Raw genomic sequence first — 16,116 nt, 5'->3', positions numbered from 1 at the left:
ACTTCGCCCGCGAACGAAGTGTCGGATGCAGCGGCGCTTTACGATGAGGCCATGAGCACGACTTTTCCAGCCACGTCCGAAGCCGCATCCCGAACCACATCCCCGAGCGCGGATTTCCAGCTGGCCCGCCTGGCCGGCGCCATTGCAGAGCCCGCGCGCGCACGCATGCTGAGTTGCCTGATGGACGGCCACGCGCGCACCGCAACCGAACTGGCCGCCGTGGCCGAAGTCGCCGCATCCACTGCGAGTGCGCATCTCGCGCGCCTGAAGAACGAGCGGCTGGTCGAACTTCTGGTGCAAGGCAAGCACCGCTATTTCCGCCTGGCCGACGACAACGTGGCCGCGGCGCTCGAAAGCCTCATGGTCGTGGCGGGCGCACCGCGCGCCGCGGCGTTCGAGCCGAGCACGCCGAACCGGCTGCGCACCGCGCGCACCTGCTACGACCACATGGCCGGCACGGCAGGCGTCGCGCTGCACGACCGGTTGCATGCGCAGGGCTGGCTCAGCGGCCTGCAAAGCGGCTCGTACGAGCTCACGCGCGAAGGCGCGGTGGCGCTGGAGAGCCTGGGTGTCGAGATCGATGCGGTGCGCCGGTCGCGCCGGCGCTTTGCCTGCGCCTGCCTCGACTGGAGCGAGCGCCGCCCGCACCTGGGCGGCGCGCTCGGTGCGGCGTGGCTTCAGTTGTCGTTGCGCCGCGGCTGGGTGCGCCAGGCGCTCGACAGCCGGGAACTGGCGCTCACGCCCAAGGCGCTGCGCGAGCTGCCGGAGCTCTTTGCCTGAAGCGCGGTATCAGGCCTTCAGCTTGAGCAAATAGATCATCGGCCCGGCCATGGCCAGGTCCAGCTCGAGGAAGCTCTCGAAGTCCTTGCCGGCCATCCAGAACGAATCCCAGTTGTTGCGCTTGATGGTCTTGTTCCAGACGTCGGCGGTGGTGGCGCGGTGCACGGCTTCGAGCAGCACGGCCTTGCGGTCGGGCGGCACCTTCTTGCCGGTGAGCACGCCGCGCCAGTTGGCCAGGTCGGCGTCCACGCCCTGCTCGCGCACCGACGGAATGCCGAGAAACGGCCGCCTCGACGACACGCCGATGGCGCGCAGCTTGCCGCTTGCCAGGCCCTCGCTGAATTCGCTGTAGCCCGAGATGCCCGCCACCGCCTTGCCTGTGACGAGCGCCTCGACCACCTGTGCGCCGCCCGGATACGGCTGGTAGACCAGGCCCGCGGTGTTGCCGGCCACGCGAGCCAGCATGCCGGCGTACATGTGGTCCACACCGCCCGCCGAACCGCCGGCGATGATGGTCTTGGCCGCGTCTGCGCGCAGTTGGGCGATCAGGTCCTTCGGCGTCTTGATGGGGGAGTCGGCCTTGACCGCCACCACTTCGTAGTCGCTGGTGAGGCGCGCCACGGGCGCGACCTGCGCCATGGTGACGGCCGGCTTCTGCAGCGCCACCGCACCGACCATGACCATGCCGCTCATCAGCAGGGTGTCGGAATCGGCATCGTATTTCTCGACGTACTTGGCCAGGCCGATGGTGCCGCCCTTGCCGCCGATGTTTTCGTAAACCACCTCGCCCGCCGCGCCCGAGGCGAGCAGTGCAGCGCCGAGCGCGCGGCCGGTCTGGTCCCAGCCGCCGCCTTCGTTGGCCGGAATGACGATGCGCAGCTTCGCGATGAGCTGCGGCTCGGCGGCGCCCGCCGAGCGGGGCCACAGCGCGGCGTGGCCGGCGCCCGCGACGGCGGCTGCGCCGGCCATCCATGCGCTGAAGTTGCGGCGAGAAAGGCTCGCGGGCGACGAACTAGGCATTTCGTTTCCATTTGTTGGCATAAGTAACCAATCATGTCCGCGAAATGAGTCTGTCAACTACCTGTCGAGGTAGGTAAAAACCCTAATGAGTGTTAAATATTACTGAAAAGCGACCTCCGCGAAGCTTCGGAGCTTGCGGCTGTGCAGCCGGGTCGACCCCTGTTCGCGAAGGATGTCGATGGCCCGCATGCCGATGCGAAGGTGCTGTTCCACCCGCTCACGGTAGAAGTGGTTGGCCATGCCCGGCAGCTTGATCTCGCCGTGCAGCGGCTTGTCGCTCACGCACAACAGCGTGCCGTAGGGCACCCGGAAACGGAAGCCGTTGGCCGCGATGGTGGCGCTTTCCATGTCCAGCGCCACCGCGCGGCTCTGGCTGAAGCGGCGCTGCGGCTGGTTGCCCGGCAGCAGCTCCCAGTTGCGGTTGTCGGTGCTCGCCACCGTGCCGGTGCGCATGATCTTCTTCAGGTCGGGGCCTGTGTAGCGCGTGACGTCGGCCACCGCTTTCTCCAGCGCGAGCTGGATTTCCGACAGCGCCGGAATCGGCACCCACAGCGGCAGTTCCTCGTCGAGCACGTGGTCCTCGCGCACATAGGCGTGGGCCAGCACGTAGTCGCCGAGCTGCTGCGCATTGCGCAGGCCCGCGCAGTGGCCCAGCATCATCCAGGCATGGGGGCGCAGCACGGCGATGTGGTCGGTAATGGTCTTGGCATTGGCCGGGCCGACGCCGATGTTCACCATGCTGATGCCGCTGCAGTCTTCGCGCACCAGGTGGTAGCCGGGCATCTGCGGCAGCCGCGGCGGCGCGGTGCCCTGGGTACCGTCGAGCAGGGCGCCAAAGTTGGTGCTCGCACCCGCGGGCAGGCCGCGCCGACGCGTGATCACATTGCCGGGCTCGATGAAGGCGATGTACTCGCTCTTCTCGTCGGCCATGGCCTCGTGGCCCAGGCGCACGAACTCGTCGATGTAGAACTGGTAGTTCGTGAACAGCACGAAATTCTGGAACCACTCGGGCGCAGTGCCGGTGTAGTGCCGCAGGCGGTGCAGCGAATAGTCCACCCGCGCCGCCGTGAAGAGCGACAGCGGCTGCGCCTCGCCGGCCTGCGCTTCGTAAGTGCCGTTGGCAATGCCGTCGTCCATCACGCCCAGGTCGGGCAGGTCGAACACGTCGCGCATCAGGGCGCGCCGCTCGTCGCTCATCGTGCCTTCGATGTGGTCGTTTTCGGCGAAAGAGAAATGGATCGGAATCGGCTGCGTGCTGGTGCCGACTTCGATCTCGACCTGGTGGTTTTCAAGCAGCAGCCGGAACTGGTCGAGGTAGTAGCGCGAGAAAAGATCGGGCCGCGTCAGCGTGGTTTCGTAGCGGCCCGGTCCCGCGACGAAGCCGTAGCTCAGGCCGGCATTGGCTGGCGGCGTGTGGCGCGACACGGTGTGGGTGTGCACCCGCACGAAGGGATAGCAGGCGCGCACCCGTCCGGGCAATGCCTCGCCGGCGACGAAGCGCAGCATCGATTCCCTCAGGTGTGCAAGGCCGCCCTGGTAGATGGACTTGACCTGGTCCAGCGCCGCGGCGGCGTCGTGGAAGCGGGCGGGAGCAACGAAAGTGGGCATGTGGGGCATGACGGCATTGTGCAATGCCGCCGCGACCCCATCAGTGGATGTCGCCGCGCAGGTATTCGCGCAGCAGCGAGCCTGCCATGGCCGGCTCACGCTGCAATATCAGCTGCATCTTGCGCAGCACCATGTCGCAATACATGGCCGGATGCGCCTCGCGCCACTGGATGTCCTTGGTGCGGGCGGCGTCGTCGCCGAACTCTCCCTTCATCTGCTCCATCACCAGCCGGTATTCGGTCTGGAGCGCCTGCAGTTCGATGCGCGGGTCTTTGCGGGTACCGTCGTTGCGCATGCCTGTCGAGGCGGAGGCATAGATATCCGCCACCGCCTTCATGAAGGCGGCGTTGCTCTCCTCGCTCAGCACCGGTTCCGAAAGCGGCTGCGGCGTGCCCGCAAGCGGGTGCAGCGTGCGAACGCACTTCTGCGGATCGGCCGCCTTCATCTGCTGCAGCACGTCGCCCATGACATGGGCCCACATCACGGCTGTGGCCTGGTCGGCAAAACCCAGCCGCTCGCGAGCCAGCGCCGCGAACAAGGGGCGAATGCGCACGAAGGCGTCCGCGACGCGCGCTCCGCTTGCAACTTCCTTTGCCAGCGCCGCCTGCACCTTGACCGTATCGCTCGGTGAGTATTTTTCGATCGCTTCATAGGCGACGTTTGCGTGCAGCTGTTCCTGGAGCTTGACCTCGGGGTTGATGCGCGACTGGATCGACGGCAACCGGCTGATGCCCCAGGTCGCGGCCGCGAAGATGGCAAGGAACAACAGGAATTGCCGCACCAGGCTACCGTCCTCGGGCGCCTGATTGCGGTTGGAGACGCCCACGACAACGCCGGCAATCACCGCGCACACGGGCAACAGCAGCATCACGACGGCGTAGCTCAGCCACAGGCCGGCCTGCTGGCCGGGAGGAATTGCGAACATGCTGTTGCCGTTCATCGAGGGTCTCCGGTTTTCTTCACGAGGCCTTGGCGCCGAGCAGGCCCACACGCCAGCCGGCGTCACGCAGCAACCGGTTGGTCCTGGCGCTCAGGTAGAGCAGGGCGATCAGGTTCACCAGCGGCACGAAGGCCAGCACCATGAAAAGGATCTTCCCCGAGGTGCCCTGGCCCAGCCCCGAGCAGATGCGCACGATGCCGAACAGGCTCACCACCGCCACCGCGATGTACAGCGCCGAGGCGATCAGCGGCGGAATCGATCCCTCCCGCGCCGCGGCCGAGAGCATGAAGTTCGCGATCAGGCAGTAGATGAGCATCTTCTGGCCGCCGGCAACGAGCGCGAGAGACTCTTCCTGCTCGTCGTAGAGGGTGTCGTCGGCTTCGTGGGAGGCCTGGCGGCTGGACGATCTGTCGGATGGCCTGTGCGGGCTTCCTGCCGTGGACGTGGCCGCGGGCGCCGCTGCGGGCAGGGCGCCCAACACTTCCCAGCCGCCCGTGTTGAAGATGTACAGAAAGCTCGACACCCGGTGCTCGCCCGCCGCGTCGTGCAGGCGGGAGGCCATGCGCGCGAGTTCTTCCGTCGCGGCGCTGTCGCCGGCATCCGCGAAGAACAGGCTGCCGCGCCGGGGGATGGCCGCGACCACGCCCTTGGGAAAAGTCTGCAGTTGGGTGCGCCAGAAACCGCGGTCCAGCAGGTAGCTGGCATCGGTGTCCGCATCGCCGCGGCCGGTGAACTGATAAACGCCCAGGCCGAACAGCCCCTGCTTGGGCGCGCCGCGCGCGCGGCGCGTGTTCACGGTGACCTGCGTCATCGCGAGCTGGGGCGTCAGGTTCAGGCGTTCCAGGTCGGCCTGCTTGGCGACGGCATTGGTGCCGTCGGACGCGGTGAACATGAAGCGCAGCTGCATGTCGCCCAGGTAGTCGTAGACAGCCGGCGGGTTGTCGCCGTCGATGGCCGGCGCGCCGAGTTGCTCGGTGCGCGGCCCGCTCGCCTTGCCGCGCTGGAATGCGACCGAAAGGTTTTCGCGCAGACGAAGGGCGGAAACGCTCATGACAGGAACCTTGAACGGAAGGGATAGGGGAATTGCAGGCCGCGCATTGTGCCCGGCTTCGTACCGATTAACCTCGGGCGATCTCCGTGGACAAGCTCGAAAGGTGAAGCAATGAAGGTCGCAGTCATGGGCGCCGGCGCAGTCGGTTGCTACTACGGCGCCATGCTGGCGCGCGCAGGCCACGAGGTGGTGCTGATCGGCCGGCCGTCGCATGTGGAGGCCGTCCGCGCGAACGGGTTGCGGCTGGAGACGAAGGCTTTCGATGCGCATGTGAGGCTCGATGCAAGCGCCGAGGCGAGCGCGGTGCAGGGCGCCGGCCTGGTGCTGTTCTGCGTGAAGTCCACCGACACCGAATCGGCTGCGGCGCAGATCAAGCCGCACCTTTCGCCCGACGCGCTGGTGCTCACGCTGCAGAACGGCGTCGACAACGACGAGCGCGTGCGCTCGGTGCTGCCGTCCAACGACGTGGCCGCCGCCGTGGTCTACGTGGCCACCGAGATGGCCGGACCGGGCCATGTGAAGCACCACGGCCGCGGCGAACTGGTGATTGCGCCTTCGCGCACCAGCGAGCAGGTGGCGCAGCATCTCGCCGCCGCCGGCGTGCCCACGCAAATTTCCGACAACGTGCGCGGCTCGCTCTGGGCCAAGCTGGTTCTGAACTGCGCCTACAACGCGCTGTCGGCCATCACGCAGCTGCCCTACGGCGAGCTGGTGAAGGGCCAGGGCGTGGCCGATGTCATTCGCGACGTGGTCGCCGAATGCCTCGCCGTCGCGAAGGCCGAAGGCGTCGTCATACCCGGCGACACCGACGCCGCCGTGCGCGGCATCGCGCAGTCGATGCCTTCGCAGTACTCATCGACCGCGCAGGACCTTGCACGCGGCAAGCCGAGCGAAATCGATCACCTGAACGGCCTCGTCGTGCGGCGCGGCGAGGCGCTCGGCGTGGCCACGCCCGCCAACTGCGTGCTGTTCGTTCTGGTGAAGCTGCTCGAAGGCAAGCAGCAGCAGAAGAAGAACGCCGGCGTCTAGCCTGGCATCGGTTCGCGCATCGTCACGAACTCTTCCGCCGCCGTCGGGTGGATGCCCACGGTGCTGTCGAACAGCGCCTTGGTGGCGCCCGCGCGCATGGCCACCGCAAAGCCCTGCACGATCTCGCCCGCATCGGCGCCCACCATGTGCAGGCCGACCACGCGGTCGGTCGCCTTCTGCACCACCAGCTTCATGAAGGTGCGCTCAGTGCGGCCGGAGAGCGTATGGCGCAGCGACTTGAACTCGCTCGAAAACACCGCGACCTCGCCGAACCTGGCGCGCGCATCGATCTCGGTGTAGCCGCAGGTGCCGATGTTCGGGTGCGTGAAAACCGCCGTCGGAATGTATTCATAGTCGAGCGAGCGCTGGCCCTTGCCGAACAGCGCATCGACCACCACCATGGCCTCGGCCAGCGCCACTGGCGTGAGCTGCACGCGGGTGGAGACGTCGCCCACCGCGTAGATCGAAGGCACCGAACTGCGGTAGTTCGCATCGACGGCAATCGCGCCGCGTTCGTCGAGCGCCACACCCGCGGCCTCGAGGCCCAGCCCCTGCGTGTTGGGCACGCGGCCGGTGGCAAAGAGCACCGTGTCGGCCTCGATCTGCTGGCCGCGTGCCAGCGTGACGACGAGTCCGTGCGGCCCGCGCGCGACGGAAGTGGCTTCGATGTTGAGCCGCACTTCGACGCCCGCCTTGCCCATTTCGTTCGCGACGAACTGCCGCACGTCGTCGTCGAAACCGGTGAGCAGGTGCGCGCGGCGATGCAGCTGCGTTACCTTGGAACCCAGGCCGTTGAAGATCGACGCGAACTCGCAGGCGATGTAGCCGCCGCCCACCACCAGCAGGCGTTTCGGAAAGGGCTCGAGGTCGAACATCGCGTCCGAGGTTGCGATGTGCTCGCGTCCCGGAATCTCCGGCACGAAAGGCGTGCCCCCGGTGGCAACGAGCAGATGGCGCGCGGTGTGGCGCTTGCCGTCGACTTCCACGGTGTGGGCATCCACCAACTGCGCCCAGCCCGCGATCAGCTGCACGCCTGAATTTTTCAACAGCGAGGCGTACACGCCGTTGAGCCGTGCGATTTCCTTCGCGCGCTGCGTCTTGAGGTAGGCCCAGTCGAACTGCGGTGCCTCCGGCAGCTTCCAGCCGTAGCCCGCGGCTTCCTCGAAGGATTCGGCATAGCCGGCCGCGTAGCTGTAGAGCTTCTTCGGAATGCAGCCCACGTTCACGCAGGTGCCTCCGAGCTCTGCCGCTTCGGCCAGGCCTACGCGCGCGCCTTGCTGCGCCGCCATGCGCGCGGCGCGAACGCCGCCGCTGCCGCCGCCGATGACGAAAAGGTCGAAGTCGAATGTGCGCATGAGAAAGATGCTCCTTGCCGGCGACTTTAGCCGCCGGCAAGGCGCATGGCTTCCCGCGGGTCTTGCGCGCTGCGATGCGCAGCCGCGCGCTTGGCGTTCAACGCTGCGAGTCCGGGGAGCCCATCAACCGGCGCCGTTCGTCGCTTCCGCCGCGCTGCCCGGGCGGAGGTTGGGGCTGAGGCTGAGGTTGGGCTTGCTGGGGTGGCGGAGCGAAGCCGCGTTGCTGCTGCATCGCCCGCACCTGTGCCTCCTGGGCCTGGCGCATCGCGTTCTGTTGCGCCTGCTGCTGGGCCAGGGCCTGTTGCTGCATTTGCGCGGCGCGCTGTTGCGTCTCCTGCTGCTGGCGAATCATCTGTTGCTGGGCGAGTGCCTGCTGTGCCGCGCGTTGTTGCTGTTGCTGCACTTGCTGCTGCTGGGCTTGCGCCTGGGCGGCGCGCTGCTGCATTTCCTGCTGTTGCCGCAGGGCTTGTTGCTGCTGCTGGAGCTGAACCTGTTGTTGCTGCTGTTGCTGTTGCCACTGGTTCTGGGTGGCGCGCTGCTGCCACTCCTGCTGCTGGCGCAAGCCCTGCTGCCGCTGCCATTCCATTTGCTGCTGCTGTTGTTGCTGGGCCGCCTGCCCTTGCGCCGCGCGCTGCTGCATCGCCTGGACTTGCTGGGCTTGCTGCATCTGCTGGACTTGCCGCGCCTGCTCGAATTGAAACTCCTGCTGCTGGCGTGCCCGCAGCTGCGGCGGCGGCTGCATCGCGGCCGGCCGGCCGAAGCCGCCGCCGAAGCCGTGCATCGGAATGCCCGGCGCAGGCGCAACCGGCACGTGTGCAAAACGGTCGTCCGGCAAACGCACGAGGTCGCGCCGGCCGAAGGAGCCGCGGCCGAAGCGATCGGCCGGCACCACGGTCACGGCGCCCGGCATCCGCTGGTTGGCATAGAAGTCGTTGCGCAGCTCGGCCTGCCGGTTCCGGTAAGCCGCCATGCGGTTGACCCGATCGAGGTAGCGCGGGCTCGCGCTGTAGCCGGGCCGCCATTGTTCGCCGGGCGCCAGGGGGAACCAGCCCACGCCGCTGCGGCCGTTGCCGATCTGCAAGGTGGCATTCACGCCGCCGCTGCCGCCTACGAAGCCGACCAGCGCGGGCGAATAGACGGGGCGCGCGGTGGGCTGCCCCGGCACCCAGGCCCAGCGCGGGCCCACGCGGGCCCAGCGGCCATAGTGGAAAGGCGCGAAGCCCCAAGGCGCGGCATCGACCCAGGTCAGGCCCCAGGGCGCGATGTTCACCCACTGGCCGTCCCGGTACGGCGCCCACTCGGCGTCCACGTTGCGCGGAAACCAGACGGCGCCGTAAGAGGGGTCGTTTTGCCAGTCGCCGTAGTTGTCGAGTTGCTGGTAGCCGACCACTTCGCGCGACACGTAGCGCGCGGAAACCGATTGGTCCTCGATGCGGTTGCGCTCGGCCACCCATGCGTCGAAGCTGCCGTTCTGCGCCGGGGCACCGTTCACCGCGGCAAGGTCGCGGCCGGACACGGTGAGTTGCTGGCGGGCGCCGAGCGATTGCGATTCGCCGTTCTCGCCGTGGAGCGTGGCGCGGCCCGAAGCCACGGCGATCCAGGTGGTGCCGGCGGCCGGGTCGGCCGCAATGCGGTATTCGCCGGGTGCGTCGATCACCACGGCGAGGTTGCCGGTGTCGACCTCGACGCGCTGGCCTGCAAGGTCGTCGCGCACACGCAATTGCAGGTTGCCCTGGTTCGCCGTGATGCGCACGGTGTCGTCGTCGAGCTCGGAGAATTCGACGTGCGTCTGCCCGTCCATCCGCAATGCGGCCGAGCCGATGTGGACTTCGGCGCGCGCGTTGCGGTCGGTCCAGAGCCGGTCGCCGGTGGTGATGGGGCGGTTGGGCTGCGCGTCGTACCAGCTGTCTTCGCCGGCCGGCGCGAAGCTCACCGTGCCTTGCTGCAGGTTGAGGCGCGCCACGCGGCCCGGCGGGTCTTGCTGTGCGCTGGCCGCCGCGCCGAGGCACAGCAGCGCGAGGCCGAGCAGCCATTGGTGCAGCGGCCGGTGAAGAATGGAAAAGGCGGGGCGGTTCATGATTTGTCTCTGGTTCGCGGGGCCGGACGAAAGCGATGGATATGTAACGCGCGAGAATCCGCTGCCGCTGTCAGCGCATGCCCTCTGCTTGGTGAAGTGCACGCACATTCGGCAACCGCTTGTAATGAGGGACTCTGCATGAAAAACGACAACAACCCCGGTGCATTGAACGAAGTGCGCTACCGAAACAATAGCAAATCGTGCTGGGTCGCAGCGCTCGCGTTCGGCGCGACGGGCTTCATTGCGACCCCGGCCGAGGCCCAGCTTGCGCGCAAGCCCTCCTACTACCAGCAGCAAAACAACCAGGCCGCGCCCGAGGGCGGTACCGCGCACGCGCAGCCCGCCGCGCGGCCGGCGGCGCCCGCGTCGCTTCCCGTGCTGCGCAGCCGGGGCGACTTCGACGCCCTGGCGCGCGTGTACGACGCCGGCACGCCGATGCAGCTGGCCCACGTGCTCTTCGCCGTCGACCGCCAGGCCAGGCCGGTGCGCACCTACTACATCGACACGCCGCGCTTTCAGCTGCACGTGCGCTTCGTGCGCGATACGGGGCTTTCGCCGCGTGCCGGCAAGCGCGAAATCGACCGCAACTACCTCGCGGCGGACCGCCGCTTCCTGTTCGGCACGCTGAGCTGGCAGCAGAACATCGGCACCTTCACCTACGAATTCTGGGAGGGCGACCAGCTCACCCCGGCGCTGCTGCGGCAGGCCGATGCGCAGGTGAAGGCCAGCTTCTTCGCACCCGTGAAGTTCAAGACCAACTCCACCCTGCACGAGCGGGTGGCGAAGGAAGCGGGCGTCGACTTCGTGAGCCAGGAAGCGCTGATCCGCGAGCAGCCCTACATGCCGATGAACCTCGGCACGGCCACCGGCCGGGTGCGCATCGTGGACGAAGCCTCCGGGGCGAATGTGTTGAATGCGCTGTTGCCCGACGACATCGCCGTGCTGCGCCAGGTGCCGATCAGCCTGCCGCCCGTGGCCGGCGTGCTGACCGAGCGGCCTTCGACCGCGCTTTCGCACGTCAACCTGCTGGCCAAGGGCTGGGGCATTCCCAACGCCTATGTGCGCGACGCCGCGTCCGTGCTGCGCGAGCATGCGGGCCAATGGGTGGCGCTCAAGGTCGCGGCCTCGGGTTACCAGCTGCGCCGCCTCACGCCCGAGGAGATTGCGGCGCTGCCGCCGCGCAACGTGCGCACCGCGGCCATCGGCGCGGTGCCCGGCGGTGCGAAAGCCGCCAGGCCCGACCTGCGCGAAACCCGCCTGCTGCCGCTCGCGTCGCTGCGCGCGCGCAACAGCGCGCAGTGCGGCTCCAAGGCGGCGAATCTCGGCGCCGTGCTGGCCGCGCGCATTCCGCAGACCACGGTGCCCGACGGCTTCTGCATTCCCTTTGCGCATTACGACCGCTTCATGCGCGCGAACGGCCTTGCCGATCGCATCGCACGCATGCAGCAGCAGCCCGGCTTCGCGAGCGATCCGCAAGCCCGCCAGAAGGCGCTGGCGCAATTGCGCGACGAGATCGTGCAGTGGCCGGTCGATGCGGCCACCGCGGCGGGGTGGCGTGCCGCGTGGCAGTCGCAGCTGGGCGGCGGGGGCGTGTTCGTGCGCAGTTCGTCCAATTCGGAAGACCTGCCTGGCTTCAGCGGCGCGGGACTCTACACCACGGTGCCCAACGTGAAGACTGGCGATGCGCTCGAACTCGCGGTGAAAAGAGTGTGGGCCTCGGTCTTCAACCCCGAAGCCTGGGAGGCGCGCAGCGCCGCGGGCTTCGGTGCCGAGTCGGTGCTGATGGGCGTGTTCGTGCAGACCGCCATCGACTCGACCAACGCCGGCGTGATGATCACGCGCGACCCGTTCGACGCCGGCCATCCGCACGTGACCTACATCTCGGCCAAGCGCGGCATCGGCATTCGCGTGGTGGAGGGGCAGCGCGTGGCGGAGCAGGTGATGTACTCCAGCTGGTCGAAGGCCATCCAGGTGCTGAGCCGCTCGGCCGAAGAAACAGCCCTGCAGCTCGACAAGGACGGCGGCGTGAAGGAGGTGCCGGTGGAGGCCGGCCGCACCGTGCTGACGGACGAGCTGGTGCTGCGCCTCGCAGGCGTCGGCGCGGCCGTGAAGCGGGCGTTCGGCGGCGTCGACCAGGACATCGAATGGGCCACCGTGGGCGACCGCATCGTGCTGCTGCAGGCGCGCCCCTACGTGGAGCGGCGCCGCTGAGTCTTGTCGCTATCGGCTGCTACTTGTAGAGCAGCTGCGGCAGCCAGAGCCCGATCTGCGGCCAGATGTACAGCAGCACGATGGCCAGCACCTGGATGCCCATGAAAGGCAGCATGCCCAGGAAGATCTGGTTCAGCGTCACGTGCGGCGGGCTCACGCCCTTCAGGTAGAACGCCGCCATGGCCACCGGCGGCGAGAGAAATGCCGTTTGCAGGTTCATGGCAACCAGCAGGCCGAAGAACAGCGGATCGACGCCGAAGTTGTCGAGCAGCGGAATGAAGATCGGCATGAAGATCACGATGATCTCGGTCCACTCCAGCGGCCAGCCCAAGAGGAAGATGATGACCTGGCTCAACACCAGGAACTGCACCTTCGTGAGGTTCATGCCCAGCACCCACTCTTCCACCAGCGCCTGTCCGCCGAGCAGCGCGAACGCCGCCGAGAAGATGGCCGAGCCCACGAAGAGCCAGCACACCATGGCCGAGGTCTTGGCGGTGAGAAACACCGACTCCTTCAGCACCGTCAGGTTGAGCCGGCGGTAGGCCGCGGCCAGCAGCATGCCGCCGAGCGCGCCCATCGCGGCCGCCTCCGTGGGCGTTGCGAGGCCCATCACGATCGAGCCGAGCACCGAGAGAATCAGCAGCACCAGCGGGAAGAACGAGGCCAGCAGCATCTTGAAGATCTCGAGCCGCGCGAAGCTCAGGAACAGATAGAACAGCGTGACCATCGCGCCGAAGATGGCGAAGGTGACCCACCACCAGGTGGGCGCGGGGCGCACCGATGCGCCTTCTGCCGCGGGCGCGGCGGCGGCCGGGCTTGCCGCGGATGGTTGCGCCGCGGCGGGCGGGGCCGGCGCGGGGGATGCGCCCGGCGGTTCCGCGAGCGGGCCTGAAGAAGAAGGAGCGGGGGGCGAAGACGGTGCGGGCGCGTCTGCGGAAGGAGGCTCCTGCAGCCCGCCTTCCCGTGGCGGTTCCTGCAGTCCGCCGGTGGATGGCGGCTCCTGCAATCCGCCCGCACCTGCGCCCGCGCCTTCCGGCGTGCCGCTGCGCGTGGCGCCGATCTCTTCGATGTCGTAGCGCGCCTGCGCTTCGACGGTGGTCACGGCCTTGTAGCTGAAGCAGGCGAAAAGCAGAAAGATCAATCCCGGCATCGCGACAATGCCGAGCTGCCGTAGCACATGCGAAAACGGCACGTCCGCATTGCGCCGGCCCTTGAGCAGCCCGACCACCGCGTGCGCGGCGGGGCTGTCGGCCAGCCGCTGCGACATCGGCGGCAAAGGCACCACCCGCTCCGCCTGCGACAGCGGCGGCGCCCATTGCGGCTTGAGCCGCGCGACGATGATCACGTACACCACATAGAGCGACGCGAGCATCAACCCCGGGAAGAACGCGCCCGCATACAGCTGCACCACCGACACGCCCGCGGTCGCGCCATAGACGATCAGCAGCACCGAGGGCGGAATCAGGATGCCCAGGCAGCCCCCCGCCGTGATCGCGCCCGCGGCCAGCGGCACGCTGTAGCCTGCGCGCAGCATCGCCGGCAGTGCCAGCAGGCCCATCAGCGTGACCACCGCACCCACGATGCCCGTGGCGGTGGCAAAGATGGTGCAGGTGACCAGCGTGGCCACGGCCAGTGCGCCCGGCAGCCGCGCCAGCGCCAGGTGCAAGCTCTTGAACAGCGACTCGATGAGGTTCGCGCGCTCCACCAGGTAGCCCATGAAGACGAACAGCGGCACCGCAATGAGCACGTCGTTGGCCATGGTCTTGTAGGCGGCCTGCACCATCAGGTCGAGCGTGCGGTGCCAGTCGCGGTCGTAGGCCAGCCAGGTGAAGAGCATGCCCATGCCCATCAGCGTGAAAGCCGTGGGAAAGCCCAGCATGATGGCCACCACCACGAGCGAGAGCATCAGGAGGCCCAGGTGGCCGTTGGTGATGGTGTCGGCGCTCACGAGCACCGCGGCCGCGCCGATCACGATCAGCGCCATGAACGAGAGGCCGAACCAGAGTTCGCGGCGGATCATCGTGCGGTCTCCTTGGCAACCACCACGCGGTCGAGCGCGGCAATGTCTTCGTCCTTGACGTTGACCATCTCCTTGAGCTTCTCGACGTCGACCTCTTCCACGTCCTGCTCGCGCGAAGGCCACGCGCCGTCGCGGATGCACTGCACGCAGCGGATGATCTCGACCAGCCCTTGCAGCAATAGCGTGAAGCCGGCGAGCGGAATGATGAACTTGAACGGATACAGCGGCAGCGGCTCGGCCGAGAAGGTCTGCTCGCGGATGGCGAGCGATTCGCCCGCATAGATCCAGCCCGCCCAGGTCAGCGCGACGATGCCCGGCAGGAAGAAGACGATGTAGAGCACCAGGTCGACCAGCGCCTGCGTGCGGGGACGGAAGAAACCGTAGAGCACGTCGCCGCGCACGTGGCCGTTCTTCGAGAGCGTGTACGCGCCGGCGGTCATGAACATGGCGCCGTACAGCATGATCTGCGCGTCGAGCACCCATGCGTGCGGGTGGTTCAGCACATAGCGCGAAAACACCTCCCAGCTGATGAGCAGCGTGAGCAGCAGTGCGCACCATGCGAAGGTCTTGCCGATCCATGTCGAGAAACGATCGACGGCCAACAGGAAAGATTGCATCGAAAAGAACTCCTCGCTGCGGCCGGCGCAGCACGGACGGACAGACGGACGGACAAAGCATGAAAAGAGGGCACCCGCCGGGTGCCCTCGCGTCACCGGATCGGTCTCAGGACTTCTTGGCCTGCGAACCGAAATAGTGGTTGTAGGCCATCTTGAAATCGACCGTGTAGTCGTTGTGCCACTGGCCGGCACGTTCCGCAAACGCTTTCTGCGAGTCGAGCACCTTCTTGAACATCGGGTTCTCGGTGGCCTTCTTGGCAATGGTCTTGTCCCACGAGGCAAGCTGCGCGCGCAGGATGGCGTCAGGCGTCTTGTAGAACTTGATGCCGGCTTTCTTGAGCTCGATGTAGTCCTGCGAATTGCGCTGGATGGCCTTCCAGCTCATGTCGGCGCTGGACGCCTGCACCGCGTAGTCGATGATCGACTTGAGTTCCGCCGGCAGCGCCGCGAGCTTGCCCTTGTTGAACAGGATCTCGAACTGCTCGCCCGACTGGTGAAAGCTCTGCAGCATGCAGTTCTTGGCCACGTCGGGAAAGCCCAGCACGCGGTCGCTCGAGGCATTGTTGAACTCCGCCGCGTCGATGAGGCCGCGGTCCAGCGCCGGCACGATCTCTCCGCCCGGCAGCGGGTTCACGGCCGTGCCCATGTCGGTGAACACGTCGACCGCCAGGCCCACGGTGCGGAACTTCAGGCCTTTCATGTCTTCCACGCGCGCCACCGGCTTCTTGAACCAGCCCAGCGGCTGCGTGGGCATGGGGCCGTAGAGGTAAGACACCACGTCCAGGTTCAGGCTCTTGTAGATTTCCTCGATCAGCGCCTTGCCGCCGCCGTAGTTGTGCCAGGCCAGCACCATGTTGGCGTCCATGCCGTAGCCGGGGCCCGAGCCCCAGAGCGCGAGCGCCGAGTTCTTGCCGTACCAGTAGGCCACCACGCCGTGGCCGCCGTCGAGCGTGCCCTTGGCGACCGCATCGAGCAGCTGGAAGGCGGGCACCACGGAGCCCGCCGGCAGCACTTCGATCTTCAGGCGGTTGCCCGCCATGTCATTGACCTTCTTTGCGAAGTCTTGTGCGTATTCATGGAAGATGTCCTTGGCCGGCCAGGTGCTCTGGAAGCGCAGCGAAGTGGTCTGGGCCATGCTGACCATGGGCGCCGACATGGCGCCCGCGGCCACTGCCGCACCCTTGAGAAGGCTGCGGCGGCGGGGTGATTTGCTCTCTGTCATGTTGTCTCTCTCCATACAAGTTGACCGAAAAACCCTGCCCGCCTTCTTGGCGCTATGTTCGGCAGGCCCAACACGCATCTTTGGCGCGCGGGAATATGCGACAAACAGGGTTTTCACGAACTGGTGAAAAATTCCACCATCCGGCGGGGCTCAGGGGCAGCGTAAAGAGGCTCTTTCCCTGGGGAA

At 67.3% G+C, this 16,116-nt stretch carries 12 protein-coding genes; 3 read left to right on the top strand and 9 right to left on the bottom strand.

Annotation, left to right across the window (positions count from 1 at the left end):
- Positions 1-51 precede the first annotated feature (51 nt).
- Complete coding sequence (locus ABIC94_RS00225; protein ID WP_354370506.1) at positions 52-780, top strand: ArsR/SmtB family transcription factor; 729 nt, start codon at positions 52-54, stop codon at positions 778-780.
- 9 nt (positions 781-789) lie between these two features.
- Here ABIC94_RS00225 and ABIC94_RS00220 read toward each other — a convergent pair whose 3' ends face one another.
- From ABIC94_RS00220 to ABIC94_RS00205, 4 genes are all read right to left on the bottom strand, one after another.
- Positions 790-1,800: a Bug family tripartite tricarboxylate transporter substrate binding protein gene (locus tag ABIC94_RS00220; protein WP_354370505.1), complete on the bottom strand. Its 1,011-nt coding sequence runs from the start codon at positions 1,798-1,800 to the stop codon at positions 790-792.
- Positions 1,801-1,899: 99 nt separating this feature from the next.
- Positions 1,900-3,417: an AMP nucleosidase gene (locus tag ABIC94_RS00215; RefSeq protein ID WP_354370504.1), complete on the bottom strand. Its 1,518-nt coding sequence runs from the start codon at positions 3,415-3,417 to the stop codon at positions 1,900-1,902.
- Between the two features lie 31 nt (positions 3,418-3,448).
- Positions 3,449-4,348, bottom strand: a complete 900-nt coding sequence (locus tag ABIC94_RS00210) for a hypothetical protein (RefSeq protein WP_354370503.1) — start codon at positions 4,346-4,348, stop codon at positions 3,449-3,451.
- 19 nt (positions 4,349-4,367) lie between these two features.
- A complete protein-coding gene (locus ABIC94_RS00205; RefSeq protein WP_354370502.1) occupies positions 4,368-5,399 on the bottom strand; it encodes a hypothetical protein in 1,032 nt (343 codons plus the stop codon).
- 111 nt (positions 5,400-5,510) lie between these two features.
- Between ABIC94_RS00205 and ABIC94_RS00200 the strand changes: the two genes are divergently transcribed.
- The gene (locus ABIC94_RS00200) at positions 5,511-6,428 is read left to right on the top strand and encodes a ketopantoate reductase family protein (protein WP_354370500.1); all 918 of its coding nucleotides are present in this window, start codon (positions 5,511-5,513) and stop codon (positions 6,426-6,428) included.
- On the opposite strand, the gene gorA is transcribed toward ABIC94_RS00200, so the two are convergent.
- Entirely contained in the window at positions 6,425-7,783 is a 1,359-nt protein-coding gene (gene gorA, locus ABIC94_RS00195) for a glutathione-disulfide reductase (protein ID WP_354370499.1), read from the bottom strand. The two genes, ABIC94_RS00200 and gorA, sit on opposite strands and share 4 nt — an antisense overlap.
- Positions 7,784-7,880: 97 nt before the next feature.
- Positions 7,881-9,860, bottom strand: a complete 1,980-nt coding sequence (locus ABIC94_RS00190) for a DUF6600 domain-containing protein (RefSeq protein ID WP_354370498.1) — start codon at positions 9,858-9,860, stop codon at positions 7,881-7,883.
- Positions 9,861-9,998: 138 nt separating this feature from the next.
- On the opposite strand from ABIC94_RS00190, the gene ABIC94_RS00185 reads away from it, so the two are divergent.
- Positions 9,999-12,071 (top strand): PEP/pyruvate-binding domain-containing protein, encoded by a 2,073-nt coding sequence (locus tag ABIC94_RS00185; RefSeq protein WP_354370497.1) that lies wholly within the window; start codon positions 9,999-10,001, stop codon positions 12,069-12,071.
- 19 nt (positions 12,072-12,090) lie between these two features.
- Here ABIC94_RS00185 and ABIC94_RS00180 read toward each other — a convergent pair whose 3' ends face one another.
- The 3 genes from ABIC94_RS00180 to ABIC94_RS00170 all read right to left on the bottom strand — a co-directional run bounded on the left by ABIC94_RS00180 (position 12,091) and on the right by ABIC94_RS00170 (position 15,930).
- A complete protein-coding gene (locus ABIC94_RS00180; protein ID WP_354370495.1) occupies positions 12,091-14,091 on the bottom strand; it encodes a TRAP transporter large permease in 2,001 nt (666 codons plus the stop codon).
- Positions 14,088-14,708: a TRAP transporter small permease subunit gene (locus tag ABIC94_RS00175; RefSeq protein ID WP_354370493.1), complete on the bottom strand. Its 621-nt coding sequence runs from the start codon at positions 14,706-14,708 to the stop codon at positions 14,088-14,090. The genes ABIC94_RS00180 and ABIC94_RS00175 overlap by 4 nt, the downstream gene beginning before the upstream one ends.
- 106 nt (positions 14,709-14,814) lie before the next feature.
- Entirely contained in the window at positions 14,815-15,930 is a 1,116-nt protein-coding gene (locus ABIC94_RS00170; protein ID WP_354370492.1) for a TRAP transporter substrate-binding protein, read from the bottom strand.
- Between the last annotated feature and the right edge of the window lie 186 nt (positions 15,931-16,116).

Source organism: Variovorax paradoxus, from assembly GCF_040544635.1.
Classification (GTDB): domain Bacteria; phylum Pseudomonadota; class Gammaproteobacteria; order Burkholderiales; family Burkholderiaceae_C; genus Variovorax; species Variovorax paradoxus_R.
The sequence above is the reverse complement of the archived record's forward strand: the minus strand, read 5'-3'. Positions and strand labels throughout refer to the sequence as shown.